The 18,935-nt window shown below is 70.1% G+C and carries 12 protein-coding genes, 1 pseudogene and 1 riboswitch; of the genes and pseudogenes, 4 read left to right on the top strand and 9 right to left on the bottom strand.

Features of this window, described 5'->3' with window-relative positions:
• Window positions 1-346 precede the first annotated feature (346 nt).
• From leuB to ilvC, 8 genes and pseudogenes are all read right to left on the bottom strand, one after another.
• Window positions 347-1,435 (bottom strand): 3-isopropylmalate dehydrogenase, encoded by a 1,089-nt coding sequence (gene leuB, locus AAG688_RS15470; RefSeq protein ID WP_411833078.1) that lies wholly within the window; start codon window positions 1,433-1,435, stop codon window positions 347-349.
• Complete coding sequence (gene leuD, locus AAG688_RS15465; RefSeq protein ID WP_411833077.1) at window positions 1,425-2,006, bottom strand: 3-isopropylmalate dehydratase small subunit; 582 nt, start codon at window positions 2,004-2,006, stop codon at window positions 1,425-1,427. Before leuD ends, leuB begins: the two co-directional genes overlap by 11 nt.
• A gap of 97 nt (window positions 2,007-2,103) precedes the next feature.
• Window positions 2,104-3,532 (bottom strand): annotated as a pseudogene (leuC, locus tag AAG688_RS15460) (3-isopropylmalate dehydratase large subunit).
• 225 nt (window positions 3,533-3,757) lie between these two features.
• Window positions 3,758-5,311: a 2-isopropylmalate synthase gene (locus AAG688_RS15455; RefSeq protein WP_411833076.1), complete on the bottom strand. Its 1,554-nt coding sequence runs from the start codon at window positions 5,309-5,311 to the stop codon at window positions 3,758-3,760.
• Window positions 5,308-6,438 (bottom strand): threonine dehydratase, encoded by a 1,131-nt coding sequence (locus tag AAG688_RS15450; RefSeq protein ID WP_411833075.1) that lies wholly within the window; start codon window positions 6,436-6,438, stop codon window positions 5,308-5,310. The genes AAG688_RS15455 and AAG688_RS15450 overlap by 4 nt, the downstream gene beginning before the upstream one ends.
• A 261-nt stretch (window positions 6,439-6,699) precedes the next feature.
• A complete protein-coding gene (locus AAG688_RS15445; RefSeq protein ID WP_411833074.1) occupies window positions 6,700-6,960 on the bottom strand; it encodes an ACT domain-containing protein in 261 nt (86 codons plus the stop codon).
• Entirely contained in the window at window positions 6,944-8,662 is a 1,719-nt protein-coding gene (gene ilvG / locus AAG688_RS15440) for an acetolactate synthase 2 catalytic subunit (protein ID WP_411833073.1), read from the bottom strand. Before ilvG ends, AAG688_RS15445 begins: the two co-directional genes overlap by 17 nt.
• A complete protein-coding gene (gene ilvC, locus AAG688_RS15435) occupies window positions 8,659-9,681 on the bottom strand; it encodes a ketol-acid reductoisomerase (protein WP_411833072.1) in 1,023 nt (340 codons plus the stop codon). The genes ilvG and ilvC overlap by 4 nt, the downstream gene beginning before the upstream one ends.
• Window positions 9,682-10,079: 398 nt before the next feature.
• On the opposite strand from ilvC, the gene ilvD reads away from it, so the two are divergent.
• A complete protein-coding gene (gene ilvD, locus AAG688_RS15430) occupies window positions 10,080-11,927 on the top strand; it encodes a dihydroxy-acid dehydratase (protein ID WP_411833071.1) in 1,848 nt (615 codons plus the stop codon).
• Between the two features lie 106 nt (window positions 11,928-12,033).
• A complete protein-coding gene (locus AAG688_RS15425; protein WP_411833070.1) occupies window positions 12,034-13,875 on the top strand; it encodes a methyl-accepting chemotaxis protein in 1,842 nt (613 codons plus the stop codon).
• 55 nt (window positions 13,876-13,930) lie between these two features.
• Here AAG688_RS15425 and AAG688_RS15420 read toward each other — a convergent pair whose 3' ends face one another.
• Window positions 13,931-15,877 carry a prolyl oligopeptidase family serine peptidase gene (locus AAG688_RS15420; protein ID WP_411833069.1) on the bottom strand — a complete coding sequence of 649 codons (1,947 nt, stop codon included), beginning with the start codon at window positions 15,875-15,877 and terminating at the stop codon, window positions 13,931-13,933.
• Between the two features lie 107 nt (window positions 15,878-15,984).
• Window positions 15,985-16,092, top strand: a riboswitch (TPP riboswitch).
• Between the two features lie 103 nt (window positions 16,093-16,195).
• On the opposite strand from AAG688_RS15420, the gene thiC reads away from it, so the two are divergent.
• Both thiC and AAG688_RS15410 read left to right on the top strand, forming a co-directional pair.
• Window positions 16,196-18,073, top strand: coding sequence for a phosphomethylpyrimidine synthase ThiC (gene thiC, locus AAG688_RS15415; protein WP_411833068.1), 1,878 nt, complete (start codon window positions 16,196-16,198; stop codon window positions 18,071-18,073).
• Window positions 18,074-18,197: 124 nt separating this feature from the next.
• Window positions 18,198-18,791 carry a DUF4136 domain-containing protein gene (locus AAG688_RS15410; protein ID WP_411833067.1) on the top strand — a complete coding sequence of 198 codons (594 nt, stop codon included), beginning with the start codon at window positions 18,198-18,200 and terminating at the stop codon, window positions 18,789-18,791.
• The last annotated feature ends 144 nt before the right edge of the window (window positions 18,792-18,935 follow it).

Raw genomic sequence — 18,935 nt, 5'->3', positions numbered from 1 at the left:
AGAGCAGCGGAGCAGGCCCTACGGCTTGTCCGGGAGCCCTGTAGAGCGGAGCTTGCTCCGCTGCTACTGGCTCCGGAGCCGATATAGCCGAGCAAGCTCGGCTCTACAACAGGTCACGTAGAGCGGAGCTTGCTCCGCTGCTCCCGTCTCCGGGGCCGACGTAGCCGAGCAAGCTCGGCTCTACAACAGGTCACGTAGAGCGGAGCTTGCTCCGCTGCTCCCGTCTCCGGGGCCGACGTAGCCGAGCAAGCTCGGCTCTACAACACCTCACGTAGAGCGGAGCTTGCTCCGCTGCTCCTGGCTCCGGAGCCGATATAGCCGAGCAAGCTCGGCTCTACGCGGAAATTCAATCGCGCAGTTCCGCCACGTAGCAATGCGCCTGCAACTGTTCGATTACCGCCTGCGCGGCGGCGGCGGTGGAGAGGCCGCGGCCGCCTCTGGCCAGGTCGCCGGTGAAGGCCTGCGCGTTGAGCGCGCCGTCGACCGCGCGCTCGATGCAGTCGGCCTCCTCGTGCAGTTCCAGCGAGTGGCGCAGCAGCAGCGCGCAACTGAGGATGGTGGCGTAGGGATTGGCGATGCCCTTGCCGGCGATGTCGGGGGCCGAGCCGTGGATCGGTTCGTACAGCCCGGCCTTGCCGTCGCCCAGCGAGGCCGACGGCAGCAGGCCCAGCGAGCCGGCCAGCATCGACGCCTCGTCGGTGAGGATGTCGCCGAACATATTCTCGGTGACGATCACGTCGTACTCGCGCGGCCTGGCGAGCAGGTGCATGGCCATCGAATCGACCAACTGGTGCTCCAGCCGCACGTCCGGGAACTCCTCGCGGCCGATGCGCGCGGCGACGTCGCGCCACAGCCGCGAGGTCTCCAGCACGTTGGCCTTGTCCACCGACACCAGGTAGCCGCGGCGCAGGCGCGCCAGCCGGAACGCGCTGCGCAGCACGCGCTCGATCTCGACCACGCTGTAGCTGCACAGGTCGCTGGCGGCATCGGCGGTGCGCGTCTTCTCGCCGAAGTAGATGCCGCCGGTCAGCTCGCGCACCACCACGATGTCCACGCCGGTCAGCAGGTGCGGCTTGATCGGCGAGGCGTCGAGCGCGGCCGGGTGCGGGCGCACCGGCCGCAGGTTGGCGAACAGGCCCAGGCCCTTGCGCAACGCCAGCAGGCCCTGCTCGGGGCGCACCTTGGCGTTGGGGTCGGACCATTTCGGCCCGCCGACCGCGCCCAGCAGCACCGCGTCGGCGCGCCGGCAGCCTTGCAGCGTCGCCTCGGGCAGCGGGACGCCATGCCTGTCGATGGCGATGCCGCCGACGTCGTATTCGGGAAAGGCGAAGTCGTGGCCGTGGCGGCGCGCGACCGAGCGCAGGACGGACACGGCGGCGGCGGTGACTTCCGGACCGATGCCGTCACCGGGCAGGAGGGCGATTTCAGCGTGCATGGGCGGTGGCCTCGTAGCGGGCGATGTCGTTGTGGCGGGTCAGCAGGTAGCCCAGTTCGTCGACGCCCTCGAGCAGGCAGGTCTGCGCGAAGGCGTCCAGCGGGAAGGTGAAGATCGATCCGTCGGGCGCGCGCAGCTCGCGCGCGGCCACGTCGATCACCAGTTCGTCGTCGGGCCGGTGCATCAGCGACTGCACGATCTCCTCGTCCAGCACGATCGGCAGCAGGCCGTTCTTCAGGCTGTTGTTGCGGAAGATGTCGGCGATCTCGCTGGAGACGATCGCGCGAAGGCCCAGGTCGGCCAGCGCCCACGGCGCGTGCTCGCGCGAGGAACCGCAGCCGAAGTTGCGCCCGGCCAGCAGGATCTGCCGTCCCGCGTTTTCAGGCTGGTTGAACGGGAACGCCGGGTTGGGCGAACCGTCGGCCTGCCAGCGCCAGTCGTTGAACGCATGCTTGCCCAGGCCGGCGCGCTCGGTGGTGGAGAGGAAGCGCGCCGGGATGATCTGGTCGGTGTCGATGTTGGTCTGCGGCAGCACGACGCTGCGGGATTTCAGCTGGCGGAATCCGGTCATTGCGCGATCTCTTGAAAGGTGTGCAGAACAAGCTCCTCTCCCCTGCAAGCGGGGGAGAGGGAGCGGTTTCCCGTCGCGGATGTGCTGTGGCGGAACATCACGCGACCTCCTTCTCCGCGGCGAACAGCTCGCGCGGATCGCTGACCCGGCCATTGACCGCCGCCCACGCCGCCGCCAGCGGCGAGGCCAGCAGCGTGCGCGAGCCCGGCCCCTGCCGGCCCTCGAAGTTGCGGTTGCTGGTGCTGACCGCCAGTTGCCCCGGCGCGACCAGGTCGCCGTTCATCGCGATGCACATCGAGCAGCCGGACTCGCGCCATTCGGCGCCGGCCGCGCGCACCACCGCGTCGATGCCCTCGGCCTCGGCCTGCCGCTTGACCTGCTCGGAGCCGGGCACGACCAGCATCCGCACGCGCGGATCGACCTTGCGCCCGCGCAGCACGCTGGCGACCTCGCGCATGTCGCGCAGGCGGCCGTTGGTGCAGGAGCCGACGAACACCACGTCCACCGCCGTGCCTTCCAGCGGATGACCGGACTCGAACGCCATGTAGTCCAGCGACTTGCGCGCGGCGGCGTCGTTGGCGGCCGGGATCGGCGCATCGACGGCGATCGCCGTGCCCGGGTGCGTGCCCCAGGTCAGGGTGGGACGGATGTTGGCCGCGTCGATGCGCACCTCCGCGTCGAAGCGCGCGCCGTCGTCGCTGCGCAACTGCCGCCAGCGCGCCACCGCGGCGTCGAAGTCGGCGCCCTTCGGCCCGCGCGGCGTGTTCGCCACCCAGTCGAAGGTGACCTGGTCCGGCGCCACCATGCCGGCGCGCGCCGGCCTTGATCGACATGTTGCACAGGGTCATGCGCTGCTCCATGTCCATCGCCTCGATGGTCGAGCCGCGGTATTCGATGACGTGGCCGGTGCCGCCGTTGACGCCGATCACGCCGATGACGTGCAGGATCACGTCCTTGGCGCCGACCCCCGGCGCCAGCGCGCCATCGATGGTGATCGCCATCGTCTTCGGCTTGCGTTGCAGCAGGCATTGCGTGGCCAGCACGTGGCCGACCTCGCTGGTGCCGATGCCGAACGCCAGCGCGCCGAACGCGCCGTGGGTGGAGGTGTGGCTGTCGCCGCAGACGATGGTCATGCCGGGCTGGGTAAAGCCCAGTTCCGGCGCGATCACGTGGACGATCCCGCGCTGGTCCGAGCCCATGTCGAACAGTTCGATGCCGTGCGCTGCGCAGTTGCGCGCCAGCGTCTCGACCTGCGCCTGCGCCGCGGCGGTGAAGTAGGGCAGCCTGCCGTCGGGACCGGCCGGCAGGGTCGGGGTGGAGTGGTCCATCGTCGCCTTGGTGCGATCGGGACGGCGCGGCTTCAGGCCGCGTGTAGCCAGTTCGGTGAACGCCTGCGGCGAGGTCACCTCGTGGATCAGGTGCAGGTCGATGTACAGCACCGCGGGCGCGGCGTCGGTCTTGGCGACGACGACGTGGGCGTCCCACAGTTTGTCGAACAGGGTGCGCGGGGCAGGGGAAGATCTCATCAGGTGTTTCCGTGATTTCTCATTAGCGGGTTCAGGCTCCTTCCCCCGCTTGCGGGGGAAGGCTGGGATGGGGGCATGACACGGGGCCACGGGCGTCGAAGGCAGGAGGGATGCGAGAAGCGGCTTTTCTCTCGATGCGGGAACCGGGGAAAGGGAGACTGGCTCCGGCAGCCCCCACCCCAACCCTCCCCCGCAGGCGGGGGAGGGAGCGGTTCGTGCACAGGGTCATGCCACCGCCATCTCCCTTTTTTCCACGCGCCGCTGCCGCAGCAGCCGGTTGGCCACGTCCAGCCAGGCCAGCGCGCTGGCCTCGATGATGTCCTTGCTGGTGCCGGTGCCCTCGTAGTCGATGCCGTCGCAGCGCACCGACAGGCTGGCCTCGCCGCGCGCGTCGGCGCCGATGCCGACGCTGTGCACCTGGTAGCTCTCCAGTTGCAGCTGCACGCCGGTGGCCGCGGCAAGCGCGCCGAACAGCGCGTCGACCGGGCCGTTGCCCTGCGCGGTCTCGGCCACGCGGTTGCCGTCCGGATCCGACAGTTCGACCAGCGCGTTGGCGCGGCTGCCGACGTCGCTGATGGTCATCGACGCCAGCCGGTAGCCCTCGCTCGCCGGCGCGTCCTGCATCAGCGCCTGCAGGTCGGCGTCGCCGACCACGCGCTGCTTCTCGCACAGCGCCTTGAACTGCTCGAACACCAGCTTCAGCTCGTCCTCCTCCAGCCAGTAGCCCAGCGCGCGCAGGCGCGCCTCGACCGCGGCGCGGCCGCTGTGGCGGCCCAGCACCATCTGCGAGGACGGCCAGCCCACGTCCTGCGGCTGCATGATCTCGTAGGTGCCGCGGTGGCGCAGCATGCCGTGCTGGTGGATGCCGGACTCGTGCGCGAACGCGTTGGCGCCGACGATGGCCTTGTTGCGCTGTACCGGCATGCCGACCAGCCGCGACAGCCGTTGCGAGGTCGGCACGATGCGGCGGGTGTCGATGCGCGTGTCCAGGTTGTAGAACGCGTTGCGGACCTTCAGTGCCATCACGATCTCCTCGATGGCGCAGTTGCCGGCGCGCTCGCCGATGCCGTTGATCGAACCCTCCACCTGGCGCGCGCCGCCTTCGACGGCGGCCAGCGAGTTGGCCACCGCCAGGCCAAGATCGTTGTGGCAGTGCGCGCTGAACGTCACCTTGCCTGCGCCCGGTACCTGCGCGATGGCGCGGGCGAACATGCCGCGGATCTCCTCCGGCGTGGTGAAGCCGACCGTGTCGGGCAGGTTGATGGTGGTCGCGCCGGCGGCGATCGCCGCGGCGATGACCTCGTGCAGGAAGTCCTCCTCGGTGCGGGTGGCGTCCTCGGCGGAGAACTCGATGTCGTCGATGTGGCGCCTGGCCATCGCCACGTGCGTGCGCACCGATTCCAGTACCTGCTCGCGGCTCATGCGCAGCTTGTGCTCGCGGTGCAGCGGGCTGGTCGACAGGAACAGGTGCAGGCGCGGCCGCGCGGTCGTCCCCAGCATGCGCAGCGAGGTCTCGATGTCGGCCGGCAGGCAGCGCGACAGCACCGCCAGGGTGGTGGCGTGCAGTTCGCGCGCGATCAGTGCGTGCGCCTCGCGGTCGGACTGCGAACTGGCCGGGAAGCCGGTCTCGATGACGTCCACGCCCAGGTCGGCCAAGCCGCGCGCCATCACCAACTTCTGCTGCGGCGACATGCTGCAGCCGGGCGATTGTTCGCCATCGCGCAGGGTGGTGTCGAAAATCCTGATCTGCGCCGGGGTGTTTGCGGTTGACGTGTTCACCAGATGGGTTCCTCGTGTACTTCTGCTGCTATCGCGGCGGCGACCTCGGGGCGGCGCACGCTGTTCTTGATGGGAGATCTGCCCGTGGCCGCGCGGGCGCCTTCACGGCCGGCGGCAAGCGAAGGCTCGCCCTCGCTGGCGCGGCGGCGCGGCTTGCGCGGCGGGCGCGGGCGCACTTCCGACAGCAGCCGCGCCAGCACCGTGGCGTCGATGTTGCCGCCGGACACCACCGCGCACTTGCGCAGGCCGGCGACGCGGCGGCCGGCGGCCAGCGCCAGCGCGCCGGCGCCCTCGGCGATCAGGTGTTCCTCCAGCGCCAGCCGCACCAGCGTCTCGCGCAGTTCGGCCTCGCGCACGATCACCACGTCGTCCAGCAGCCGCGCGCACAGCCGGCGGGTGATGAAGCCGGGGATCTTGACCCGCACGCCGTCGGCCAGCGAGGCCGCCGGATCCTTCGGCGCGACGTCGCCCTTCAGCGCGCGCACCATCGAATCCACGCCCTCGACCTGCGCGCCGACCACGCGCACGCCCTGCGACTTCAGCGCCAGCGCCACGCCCGAGGCCAGACCGCCGCCGCCGATCGGCACGATCACCACGTCCGGCGCGTGCGGCGCGATCTCGATGCCGATGGTGCCCTGGCCGGCGATCACGTCCGGATCGTCGAACGCGGACAGGAAGCGGTAGCCGTTCTGCGCGGCCAGTTCGCGGGCGAACGCGAACGCCTCGTCGTAGCTGTCGCCGTGCTGGCGCACGGTGGCACCCCAGTGGGCGACCCCGGCGATCTTGGTCTGCGGCGCGCCGTGCGGCATCACCGTGATCGCCTGCACGCCCAGCCGGTAGGCCGACCACGCCACGCCCTGCGCATGGTTGCCGGCGGAGGCGCAGATCACCGGCCGGCGATCGCCGCGCTCGCGCCCGGCCAGCAGCGCGTTGAGCGCGCCGCGCACCTTGTAGGAACCGGTGCGCTGCAGGTTCTCCAGCTTCAGCATCACGCCGAAGCGTTCGGCATGGTGCATCGGCGTGGCCGGCAGGTAGCGGCGCAGCCGCGCCTGCGCGGCCAGCACGTCGGCGACGCTGACGTCGCCGACGTCGGGTTCTCCGGGGCTGGCGTGGCCGGCGTCAGGCATTTGGGAGCCGGGATTTGGGACGGGATTGGGGATTAGGGATTTGGGATTGGCAAAAGCGACAGCGGAGGCACAAGCGTTGAAGAAGACGCCTCCGGATCTCGAACCCCTTGTTCCCTTCCCCCGCGTGCGGGGGAAGGTGCCCGGAGGGCGGATGGGGGCAAGTACGTGGAGTTTGGTTCCCCGGCTGCCCCCATCCGGCGCTGCGCGCCACCTTCCCCCGCACGCGGGGGAAGGGAACGCCTGCGGCAGCGACTAAGGCACTCACGATCTCGCCTCCACCGTCGTGCCTTCCACCGCGGTGATCTCGACCGACTCGCAGTCGTAGATCTTCTGCATCTGCAAGCGCAGCGTCTCCGGCGGCCGCTGGCCGTCCACGACCAGCTGCACCCGCCAGCGGCCGTCGGCGGCGGCCGGTTCGCCGCTGATCGCCTGCGGCGAGAAGCCGCGGCGTTCGGCCATGCCGATCACGCGGGTCAGCGCGCCCTCGGCCGGCTTCAGCACCAGGTCAAGCCGGTATCGCATGGGCGCGGGTCTCCGTGGCGATCTTGGCCGGGTTGCTCTCCAGCATCGAGCTGTTGGCGTGGTTGGGCGGCACCAGCGGCCAGACGTTGGCCTTGATGTCGATGGCCACGTGCAGCAGCGCCGGGCCTGGCTGGGCCAGCAGGTCGGCCAGCGCCTCGTCGACCTGGCTGCGCAGATCGATGCGCCGGGCGGGGATGCCGAACACCTGCGCCAGCGCGGCGAAGTCCGGGTTGTCGGACAGGTCGATCTCGCTGTAGCGCTCGGCGAAGAACAGTTCCTGCCACTGCCGCACCATGCCCAGCGCGCTGTTGTCCAGCAGCACGATCTTTACCGGCAGCCTGCAGCGGGCGATGGTCGCCAGCTCCTGCACGTTCATCATGAAGCTGCCGTCGCCGCTCACCAGCACCACCGTGCGATCCGGGCAGGCGAACTGCGCGCCCATCGCCGCCGGCAGGCCGAAGCCCATCGTGCCCAGCGCGCCGGAGGTCAGGTGGTTGCGCGGATGGTGGAAGCGCCAGTGCTGCGCCACCCACATCTGGTGCTGGCCGACGTCGCAGGCGACGATGGCGTCGTCCGGCGCGATCTCGCTCAGCCGCTTCAGCAGGCCGGGCGCGTAGATGTCGCTGCCCGGCGCGTCGTAGCGGAAGCCGAACTTCTCGCGCCGCTGCTGGCAGGTCTCGCGCCAGGCCTGGCAGGTGCTGCGCGCGGCCTTCAGCGTGCGCAGGCCGGTGGCGACGTCGCCGGGGATGGCGATGTCGGCGCTGCGCAGCTTGCCGATCTCGTAGGCGTCCGCGTCCAGGTGGACGACGCGCGCGAACGGCGCGAACTCGGCCAGCTTGCCGGTGGCGCGATCGTCGAAGCGCGCGCCGACCACGATCAGCAGATCCGATTCCTGCACCGCCATGTTGGCCGCGCGGGTACCGTGCATGCCCAGCATGCCCAGCAGCTGCGGATGGCCGGCCGGCAGCGCGCCCAGGCCGCGCAGGGTCAGCACGGTGGGGATGGCGGTGGCCTCGACGAACTGGCGGAACGCATCGACCGCCTCGGCCAGCGCGATGCCGCCGCCGCCGTAGATCACCGGCTTCTCGGCGCCGGCGATGGCGGCCAGCGCCTCGGCCAGCTTCGCCGCGTCCGGCGCCGGCTGCGGATCCACGCCGGCCGGGACGTGATCGGGCAGGTGGCTGGCGTCGGCCATCTGCACGTCCTTGGGCAGGTCGATCAGCACCGGGCCGGGCCGGCCCTCGCGGGCGATGCGGAAGGCCTCGCGCAGCACCTGCGGCAGATCGTCCGCGCGGCGCACGATGAAGCTGTGCTTGACGATCGGCATCGTCAGCCCGAACACGTCCAGTTCCTGGAACGCGTCGGTGCCCATCAGCGGCGTGGCGACCTGCCCGGTCAGGCAGACCATCGGCACCGAGTCCAGCATCGCGTCGGCGATGCCGGTGACCAGGTTGGACGCGCCGGGGCCGGAGGTGGCCACGCACACGCCGACCTTGCCGCTGGCGCGCGCGTAGCCGTTGGCCGCCAGCGCCGCGCCCTGCTCGTGGCGCACCAGGATGTGCTTCAGGCGCGAATCCACCAGCGCGTCGTAGAACGGCATGATGGTGCCGCCCGGATAGCCGAACAGCGTGTCCACGCCTTCGGCCTCCAGCGCATGCGCCAGCCAGCGCGCGCCGTTGCGCGGGGCGGTGGCGGCGTTCATGCGGCGGCGGCCTGGCGATCCGGACTGGCGTTGTCGCCTTCCGGCTGCGCCGCGTTGGCCTGCAGCCACACCATCTTGGCGCGCAGCTGCTTGCCGACCGCCTCGATCGGGTGCTCCAGGTCGGCCTGCTTGAACTTCTTGTAGTTCGGCAGGCCGGCCTCGTACTCGGCGACCCAGTTCTTGGTGAAGGTGCCGTTCTGGATGTCGGTCAGCACGTCCTTCATCCGCGCCTTGACGCTGGCGTCGATCACGCGCGGGCCGCTGACGTAGTCGCCGTACTGCGCGGTCTCGGACACGAACTCCAGCATGCGGGTGATGCCGCCCTCGTAGAACAGATCGACGATCAGCTTCAGTTCGTGCAGCACTTCGTAGTAGGCGATCTCCGGCTGGTAGCCGGCCTCGACCAGGGTCTCGAAGCCGGCCTGCACCAGCGACGAGGCGCCGCCGCACAGCACCGCCTGCTCGCCGAACAGGTCGGTCTCGGTCTCTTCCTTGAACGTGGTCCTGATGAGGTTGGCGCGCGCGCCGCCCAGGCCGCCGGCATAGGTCAGCGCCAGTTGCTCGGCATTGCCGCTCCTGTCCTGGTGCACGGCGTAGATGCACGGCACGCCGCGGCCGATCTCGTATTCGCGCCGCACCAGCGCGCCCGGGCCCTTCGGCGCGACCAACACCACGTCCAGGTCCGCACGCGGTTCGATCATGCCAAAGTGCACGTTGAGGCCGTGCGCGAACAGCAGGCAGGCGCCGGGCTTCATGTTCGGCGCCAGCACCTCGGCGTAGAGCTTCTTCTGCACCATGTCCGGGGTCAGCACGGCGACCAGGTCGGCGTCCGCGACCGCCTCGGCCGGCGTTTTCACGGTGAAGCCGTCGGCCTGCGCCCTGGCTTCGGTCGGGCCACCTGGACGCAGGCCGACGACGACGTCGAAACCGGAGTCGCGCAGGTTCAGCGCATGCGCGCGGCCCTGGCTGCCGTAGCCGACGACGGCGATCTTGATCTGGGAAGAGGTCTGCGGGGCCATTTGCGGGGTTCCTGGTGGGTGAGCGGAAGGGAGGGGTGAAAACGCGGGTAATAAAAAACCCCGCACCTCTCGGTGCGGGGTTTTGCGAATCTGGCGTTTGTTTCCTGCTTACACGCCGGTTCGTCCCGCACCTGTGGGCGAGGTAATAAGGACGAGGACGAGAATCGACGACGCGGCGGGCGCGGTCGTCAGGTCTGCGGTCGGGGGCGTGTGGCGCTGCAACATGCGGGCAAGAGAAACACGCCGGTTCGCGGCTTGTCAAGCGGGCCGGAATATTTTTTTATCGATGGCCCGACGACCGGCGGACTGGCGCGATGATGGTTGCAACTGCAACCATGAAAAGCCCGCAGAATCGCGGCTCCTTCCGCGCCCGCAAGCATCCAGACGCAAGCCTTTCCATGCCCGAATACCGTTCCAGGACCTCCACCCACGGCCGCAACATGGCCGGCGCGCGCGCGTTGTGGCGCGCCACCGGCATGCAGGACGACGACTTCCACAAGCCGATCGTCGCCATCGCCAACTCGTTCACCCAGTTCGTGCCGGGGCACGTGCACCTGAAGGATCTGGGGCAACTGGTCGCGCGCGAGATCGAGCGCGTCGGCGGCGTGGCCAAGGAGTTCAACACGATCGCCGTCGACGACGGCATCGCGATGGGCCACGACGGCATGCTGTACTCGCTGCCCAGCCGCGAGATCATCGCCGACTCGGTCGAGTACATGGCCAACGCGCACTGCGCCGACGCGCTGGTGTGCATCTCCAACTGCGACAAGATCACCCCCGGCATGCTGATGGCCGCGCTGCGGCTGAACATTCCCGCGGTGTTCGTCTCCGGCGGGCCGATGGAGGCGGGCAAGACCAAGCTGTCCGAGCACAAGCTGGATCTGGTCGATGCGATGGTGATGGCGGCCGATCCCAACGCCTCCGACGAGCAGGTCGCGGCGGTCGAGCGCAGCGCCTGCCCAACCTGCGGATCGTGCAGCGGCATGTTCACCGCCAACTCGATGAACTGCCTGACCGAGGCGCTGGGCCTGTCGCTGCCGGGCAACGGCACCACGCTGGCCACCCATGCCGACCGCGAGCGGCTGTTCCTGCAGGCCGCGCGCACCGTGGTGGAACTGTGCCACCGCTGGTACGGCGGCGAGGATGCGCGCGCGCTGCCGCGCGGCATCGCCACCTTCGAGGCCTTCGAGAACGCGATGACGCTGGACATCGCGATGGGCGGATCCACCAACACCATCCTGCACCTGCTGGCCGCCGCGCAAGAGGCCGAGGTGCCGTTCACGCTGCGCGACATCGACCGGCTTTCGCGGCGCGTGCCGCAGCTGTGCAAGGTGGCGCCGAACACGCAGAAGTACCACATCGAGGACGTGCACCGCGCCGGCGGCATCATGGCGATCCTAGGCGAACTGGCGCGCGGCGGCCTGCTGCACACCGGCGTGCCGACCGTGCACGCCGCGACCCTGGGCGATGCGATCGCGAAGTGGGACATCGCGCAGAATGCGGACGACGCTGTCGCCACGTTCTACAAGGCCGGGCCGGCCGGCATCCCCACCCAGGTCGCCTTCAGCCAGGCCACGCGCTGGCCGTCGCTGGATCTGGATCGCGCCGGAGGCTGCATCCGCGGCGTCGGGCATGCGTACTCGAAGGAAGGCGGTCTGGCGGTGCTGTACGGCAATCTCGCGCCGGACGGTTGCGTGGTGAAGACCGCCGGCGTGGACGAGTCGATCCACGTGTTCGAGGGCAACGCGCGCGTCTACGAGAGCCAGGACGCGGCGGTGAAGGGCATCCTCGGCGACGAGGTGCGGGCCGGCGAGGTGGTGGTGATCCGCTACGAGGGACCCAAGGGCGGCCCCGGCATGCAGGAAATGCTGTACCCGACCAGCTACCTGAAATCGAAGGGGCTGGGCAAGCAATGCGCGCTGCTCACCGACGGCCGCTTCTCCGGCGGCACCTCGGGCCTGTCGATCGGCCATGCCTCGCCGGAAGCGGCGGCCGGCGGGACGATCGGCCTGGTGCGCGACGGCGATCGCATCCGCATCGACATCCCGGCGCGCAGCATCGATCTGTTGATCTCCGAAGAGGCCTTGGCGGCTCGCCGCGCCGAACAGGAGGCCAACGGCTGGAAGCCCGCGCAGCCACGCGCGCGCAAGGTCAGCACCGCGCTCAAGGCCTACGCGCTGCTGGCGACCAGCGCCGACAAGGGCGCGGTGCGCGACAAGGCCCTGCTGGACGCGGATTGGCGCTGAACGGCGGCAGGGTCTTCACATCGCCTAAGGTCTGATTCCCTTCCCACGGCTTTGCCCTCAGATTCCCGGGGGATCGGCCGTTACCGGCAGGGGAGGAAAACCGCTCATGTCCGACATCGAGGGCGCCGGCGGCCCTTGCCGCGACGCGGGAATGCAGGTCCTGCCCGACGCGCCGGTCGCGCTGCTGCGGCTGGACGCGGACGGCGCGGTGATGGCCGCCAACCGCGCCGCGCTGGATCTGCTGGCGGCCGGCGCCGGCGCATTGATTGGGCAGCCCTGCCACTGCGTGTGGGGATTGCCGGCCGATGCGCTGGACGGCGAGGAAGGCGTCTGGCTGGCGCCGGGCGAGGATCCGGCGCGGCGCGTGCGCTACCAGCGCGATCGCGACGGCGGCGGCTGGGTGCTCTCGCTGCCGCATCCGGAAACCGCGGCGCTGCTGCGCGACGTGGCGATGCTGGGGCGCGACGCCGCGCCGGTGGTCGGATCGCCGGCGGTGCAGCCGCTGGCCCGGCGCCTGCACCAGGCCCGGCAGGAACACGCATTGCTCGAGCGCATCGGCACGCTGCTCGGCGGCTGCGATCTCGATCTGGCGCTGCCGGCCGACGTCGCCGCCGAGCCGGCATCGCGGCGAATCGCCGCCGGCTTCGGCAACCTGGCCGAGGCGATCCGCCAGGCGGTGGCGCTGTCGGTGCAGATCGCCGCCGAGGTGCCGCACCTGGTCGGCGACAACGACGAACTGCTGCGCCAGTCGCAGGCACAGGTGGCCGCGCTGGAGAGCGTGCTCGAATCCACCCGCCGCCTGCTGCAGGGCCTGCAGGGCGCCGGCGAGGAACTGCAGGCGGTCATCAGCGTGGCCGCCAGCGCCGACGCCAGCGCGCGCGCGGGCAGCGAGGCGGCGCACCAACTGGGCGATGCGATGCGCGAGGTCGAGCGCCGCGCGGCGCGCGCCGGCGAGGTGATCGAGGTCATCGACGCGGTCGCCTTCCAGACCAACATCCTGTCGATCAACGCCAGCATCGAGGCCGCCCATGCCGGCGAGGCGGGGCGCGGCTTCGCGGTGGTCGCCACCGAGATCCGCCGGCTGGCCGAGAAGGCCGCCACCGCGGCGCGCGACGTGCGCGCGATCCTGGAGGACACCCAGCAGGCATTGGCGCAGGGGACGACGTCGGCGCAGGCGACCGAACAGGTGCTCGGCGGCATCGGCGAACTGCTGGCGCGCGCCAGCGGCGCGATGGAATCGGTGGCCGGGCGGGTGTCCGCGCAGGGCGGCGAGATCGCCGCCATCGATCGCGCGGTCGGGCAGGTGGTGGATCTCAGCCGCAGCAACCTGCAGCACGCCGACCAGGTGGCCGCGCGCGGCGCCGCGCTGGCGCAGGGCACCGCCACGCTGCAGGATTGCGTCGGCCTGTTCCGCCTGCCGGCCGACCCGCTGCGCGAGCGCCGCCATGCGCGCGTGCACGATCTGGCGCGCGCCGGCGCCGCGCGCATCGGCGCGGCCCTGGAGCAGGCGCTGGTCGCCGGCCGCATCGGCGAGGACGCGTTGTTCGCGCGCGACTACACGCCGATTCCCGGGATCGAGCCGGCCAAGTTCACCACCGCCTTCGACGCGCTGTGCGACGAACTGCTGCCGCCCTTGCAGGAGCCCATCGCCGCGCGGCACCCGTGGATCGTGTTCGCCATCTGCGCCAATCCCGACGGCTACGTGCCGACCCACAACCTGCGCTTCAGCCAGCCGCTGACCGGCGATCGCGAGAAGGACCTGGTCGGCAACCGCACCAAGCGCGTCTTCACCGACCGCGTCGGCCGCAGCGTCGGCGCGCACACCGATCCCTACCGGCTGCAGGTCTATCGCCGCGACACCGGCCAGATCATGTTCGACCTGTCGGTGCCGATCTTCGTCGGCCAGCGCCACTGGGGCGGCTTCCGCATCGGCTATACGCTGGGGTGAAGCGTGCGCGCGGCGATCCGGATCGCCGCGCGGCCGGACGAAAGCGGAGCGCGCCTCAGCGCGGTTGCGATCCGGGTCCGATGTGCCGGGCCAGGAACGCCTCCAGGCGGCGGTAGAAGGCGATGTTGTTCTCCTCCTTGTAGAAACCGTGGCCTTCCTTCGGCACGACCATCCACTCCGGCGCGTTGCCCGCCCGTTCCAGCGCGGCTTTCATCGCCTTGGCCTGCACCAGCGGCGTGCGCTCGTCGATCTCGCCGTGGACCAGCAGCACCGGCGCCTGGATGCGCGTGGCCAGCGAGGTCGGCGAATTGGCCGCCAGTTCGGCATCGTCGCGGCCGACCACGCGCGCCAGGTAGTTGAGGCCGTAGCGGCTCGTGCGGATGTCGCCCTTGCTGTACATCATCTTCAGGTCGTAGAGCCCGGACAGGCCGGCGGCGCACTTGATGAGGTCCGGCGACCTGGCCGCGGCCATCATCGCCGAATAGGCGCCGAAGCTCGCGCCATACGCGCAGACGCGCTGCGGATCGGCGTAGCCCTGCGCGATCGACCAGCGGACGCCGTCGAGCAGGTCGTCCTGGATGCGGTCGCCCCATTTCAGGTAGCCGGCGCGCTCGAAGGCATGGCCGCGGCCCTCGGAGCCGCGGTAGTTGACCTGCAACACCAGGTAGCCGCGGCTGGCGAGGAACTGCGCATCGTTGTCGAAGCCCCAGCGGTCGCCGGGCGCGTGCGGTCCGCCGTGCGGCAGCAGCACCATCGGCAGGCGGACCGGATCGCCCGCGCCCTGCGGGATGGTCAGGTAGCCGTCCAGTTCCATGCCGTCGCTGGCGCGGAAGCGGAACGGCCTGCGTTCGCCCATGCGCGCGGCGTCGATGCCTTCGCGGCGGTCGAGCAGCTTGGAGGCCCGGCGCTGCGCGCGGTCGAACAGGTACCACGCGCCGGGATTGCGATCGCTGTGGGCGTGGAGCAGGCTGACCTGGCCGTCGGCGCTGTGGTTCACGTAGGTGACGTGGCCGTCGGAGAAGCTCCGGCCGAGCTCCTGGTGCAACCGCGCTTCCTCTGACCCGGGATCGAAATAGGCCACCTGCGGCCGTCCCGCGCCGAAGGTGGCGGCGAACGGCTGGGTCGGTGCCGGCGTCCACTCCAGAGCGTCTATGCTGGCGAACGCGTCCCTGGCGAGCACTTCCCGAGCGCTTCCGTCGGCGGCCGAGCGCACCAGCATCTGCGGCCCGCCGTCCACGCTGTACAGCGCGTACAGCTGCCGTCCATCGGGAGCGAAGGCGAGCGGCACGAACCTGCCGCCCAGCCGCTGGTGGGGAATCGGTTGCCAGTTCTGGCCCTGGGCGTCGGCGCCGTAGAGCAGGTAGTTGTCGTCGTCGTCGACGCCATAGGCGTAGCGCGGCACGCCGTCGCGATCGAGGACGAAGGACAGGTCCTTGACCGGGATGTCGGCGATCAGCCGGGAAGTGGTCTTTCCGGTGTCTATCTCGTAGAGCTGGGAGCGGCTGGTGCCCCGCGACAGGCGGCGCATGTAGAAGCGGCCGTCGCGCACCTCGGGCAGTCCCTCGATGTAGCCGAATCCGCGGTCGAGGCCGGCGGTACGGGTAGACTGCTGGTATCCGTAGACGTACTTCTGGTTGCCGCCGTCGAAATCGGTGGCGATGATCTCGCCCATCGCCATCGGCTCCTCGCGCGAACCCATCTGCCGTCCCTTGGCGATCACCAGCCGCTTCGGGCTGACCCAGTGCACCTGCACCGGCACCTCGTAGCGCGGCAGGCGCAGCAGCGCGGTCTGCCGCATGTCCTCGATGCGATGGATCGCCAGGCCGTGGTTGCCTTCGCCCAGGTCGATCGACAGCGCCAGGTGGCGGCCATCGGGCGACAGCCGCGGCGAGCCGAGCTTGCCGGAAGCGGCGAAGGCCTCCACCGGCACCGGCTCGGCGAGCGCCTGGCCCGTGGCCATCGCCATGCACGCCGCAAGCGCGGCGCCGCTCCATGTCTTCATCGTGCTTCCCCTGCCTTTGCGGATCCGTGCGCCAGACTAACCGAGCGGCCCGGCGCCGGCCATGCGCGGCGGGCGCGTGCTTTTGGATGCGTTTGGCGGTTTAATACCCGCGGAAGCGGGGGTACCGCCGGCGCCGGGACGGGCCGATGGTTGAGACAGTCCCTTGGAACCTGATCCGGTTGATACCGGCGTAGGGAAGCTTCGCAGGCGCGGCCATGCCCGCCTGTGTCCGCCGCTCTGGCGGGCCGTTCTCCGCGAAGGAGGCCGGCCCGCGATCGCACTTCGGTGCGCCCGCCCACCAAGCCCAGCGGACACTCCATGAACGCCATTCCCGCCTCGCTGCTCCAGCAGACCGAACAACTTTCCGAATCGGTGACCCGGCCGATTCCCGGCTCGCGCAAGATCCACGTCGAGGGCTCGCGGCCGGACCTGCGCGTGCCGATGCGCGAGATCGCGCTGACCCGCACGCCGACCCTGTTCGGCGGCGAGGACAACCCGCCCATCACCGTCTACGACACCTCCGGCCCGTACACCGATCCCGACGCGCGCATCGATCTCGCCAGCGGCCTGCCGGCGCTGCGCGCGCGCTGGATCGAAGAGCGCGGCGACACCGAGCCGCTGGCGGCGCTGAGCTCGGAGTTCGGGCGTTCGCGCGAGCACAACCCGAAGCTCGACGCGGTGCGCTTCCCCGCGCGCACGCTGCCGCGCCGGGCCAAGGCCGGCGCCAACGTCAGCCAGATGCACTACGCGAAGAAGGGCATCGTCACCCCGGAGATGGAGTACGTCGCCATCCGCGAGAACCAGCGCCTGGAGGCGGTGCGCGACGCCGGCCTGCTGGTGCAGCATCCGGGCGAGAGCTTCGGCGCCAGCATCCAGAAGATCATCACCCCCGAGTTCGTGCGCGACGAGATCGCGCGCGGCCGCGCGATCCTGCCCAACAACATCAACCACCCGGAAAGCGAGCCGATGATCATCGGCCGCAACTTCCTGACCAAGATCAACGCCAACATCGGCAACAGCGCGGTGTCCTCGGGCATCGCCGAGGAGGTGGAGAAGCTGGTCTGGGCGATCCGCTGGGGCGGCGACACGGTGATGGACCTGTCCACCGGCAAGCACATCCACGAGACCCGCGAGTGGATCATCCGCAACTCGCCGGTGCCGATCGGCACGGTGCCGATCTACCAGGCGCTGGAGAAGGTGGACGGCCGCGCCGAGGAACTGACCTGGGAGATCTTCCGCGACACCCTGATCGAGCAGGCCGAGCAGGGCGTGGACTACTTCACCATCCATGCCGGCGTGCTGCTGCGCTACGTGCCGCTGACAGCGAAGCGCGTGACCGGCATCGTCTCGCGCGGCGGCAGCATCCTGGCCAAGTGGTGCCTGGCGCACCACAAGGAGAACTTCCTCTACACCCACTTCGAGGACATCTGCGAGATCATGAAGGCCTACGACGTGGCCTTCTCGCTGGGCGACGGCCTGCGCCCGGGCTGCATCGCCGACGCCAACGACGCGGCGCAGTTCGGCGAACTGGAGACGCTGGGCGAATTGACCAAGATCGCGTGGAAGCACGACGTGCAGACCATGATCGAAGGCCCCGGCCACGTGCCGATGCAGCTGATCAAGGAGAACATGGACAAGCAGCTGCGCGAGTGCGGCGAGGCGCCGTTCTACACGCTCGGCCCGCTGACCACCGACATCGCGCCGGGCTACGACCACATCACCAGCGCGATCGGCGCGGCGATGATCGGCTGGTACGGCACCGCGATGCTCTGCTACGTGACGCCGAAGGAGCACCTGGGCCTGCCCAACCGCCAGGACGTGCGCGACGGCATCATGGCGTACAAGATTGCCGCCCACGCGGCCGACCTGGCCAAGGGCCACCCCGGCGCGCAGGTTCGCGACAACGCGCTGTCCAAGGCGCGCTTCGAGTTCCGCTGGGAGGATCAGTTCCACCTCGGCCTGGATCCCGAAAAGGCCAAGGAATTCCACGACGAGACCCTGCCCAAGGACGCGCACAAGCTGGCGCACTTCTGCTCGATGTGCGGCCCGCACTTCTGCTCGATGAAGATCACCCAGGACGTGCGCGACTACGCCGCCGAACAGGGCGTGGACGAGAAGGCGGCGCTGGAGGCAGGCATGGCGGAGAAGTCGGCGCAGTTCCTGGCCGAGGGCGCGCAGGTCTACCGGCCCGGCTGAACGCCGGCGGGCGGCCTTCGCGCTTCTTCACGCGGCGCAGGCGCATGAGGTTGTATCCGGGCATCATCCGGATCAACCTCATCCGCCCTCCGTGGAGGCCGTCATGCGTCACCTTTCGTCCCGAATGCTCCACCCGACGCGCGCCTGGCTGGCGCTCGGCCTGATCGCGCTGCTGGCGGCCTGCGCCACCGGCCCGCGCATCAGCAGCGACAGCGATCCGTCGGCGGATTTCTCGCGCTACCGCACGTTCTCGTTCTACAGGCCGCTGGCCATCGAGGAGCACGGCTACGCGACCCTGACCAGCGGCCGCATCAAGGCCGCCGCGCGCGCGCAGATGGAATCGCGCGGCTACGTCTACAGCGAGAACGCGCCGGACCTGTGGATCAACCTCAACGCCTACCTGCAGGAAAAGACCGACGTGGTCAGCACGCCGGAAGTGGACTACGACTACTACTACAGCTACCGCGCGCGCCGCTACGTGGCGGTGCCGTACTGGCGCGATCGCGCGCAGGTCTACCGCTACACCGAGGGCACGCTGAACGTGGACGTGGTCGATGCGCGCGCCAACCGGCTGGTATGGACCGGCGTGGCGGTGGGGCGTGCCGGGCGCGATGCGCCGGAACGGCGCGCGGAGAAAATCGATTCGGCGATGGCCGACATCTTCGCCCGCTACCCCTATCGCGCCGGATCGGCCACCGCGACGCCGCCTGCGCGATGAGTGAATGCCACCGGCGCGTTGCCGCATCGGATTCGGATTCCGTGCGGAAGCCCGCCGGTGGACACGGATTCCATCGCGCTGAATGAACGAAACCGTGACCGGCGTCCGGGCAAAAAAAATTCGCGCCGGAGCGCGAATCTTGTA

It is taken from the genome of Pseudoxanthomonas mexicana (assembly GCF_046736355.1).
Classification (GTDB): domain Bacteria; phylum Pseudomonadota; class Gammaproteobacteria; order Xanthomonadales; family Xanthomonadaceae; genus Pseudoxanthomonas_A; species Pseudoxanthomonas_A mexicana_B.
This window is presented reverse-complemented; position numbering and strand designations above follow the sequence as displayed.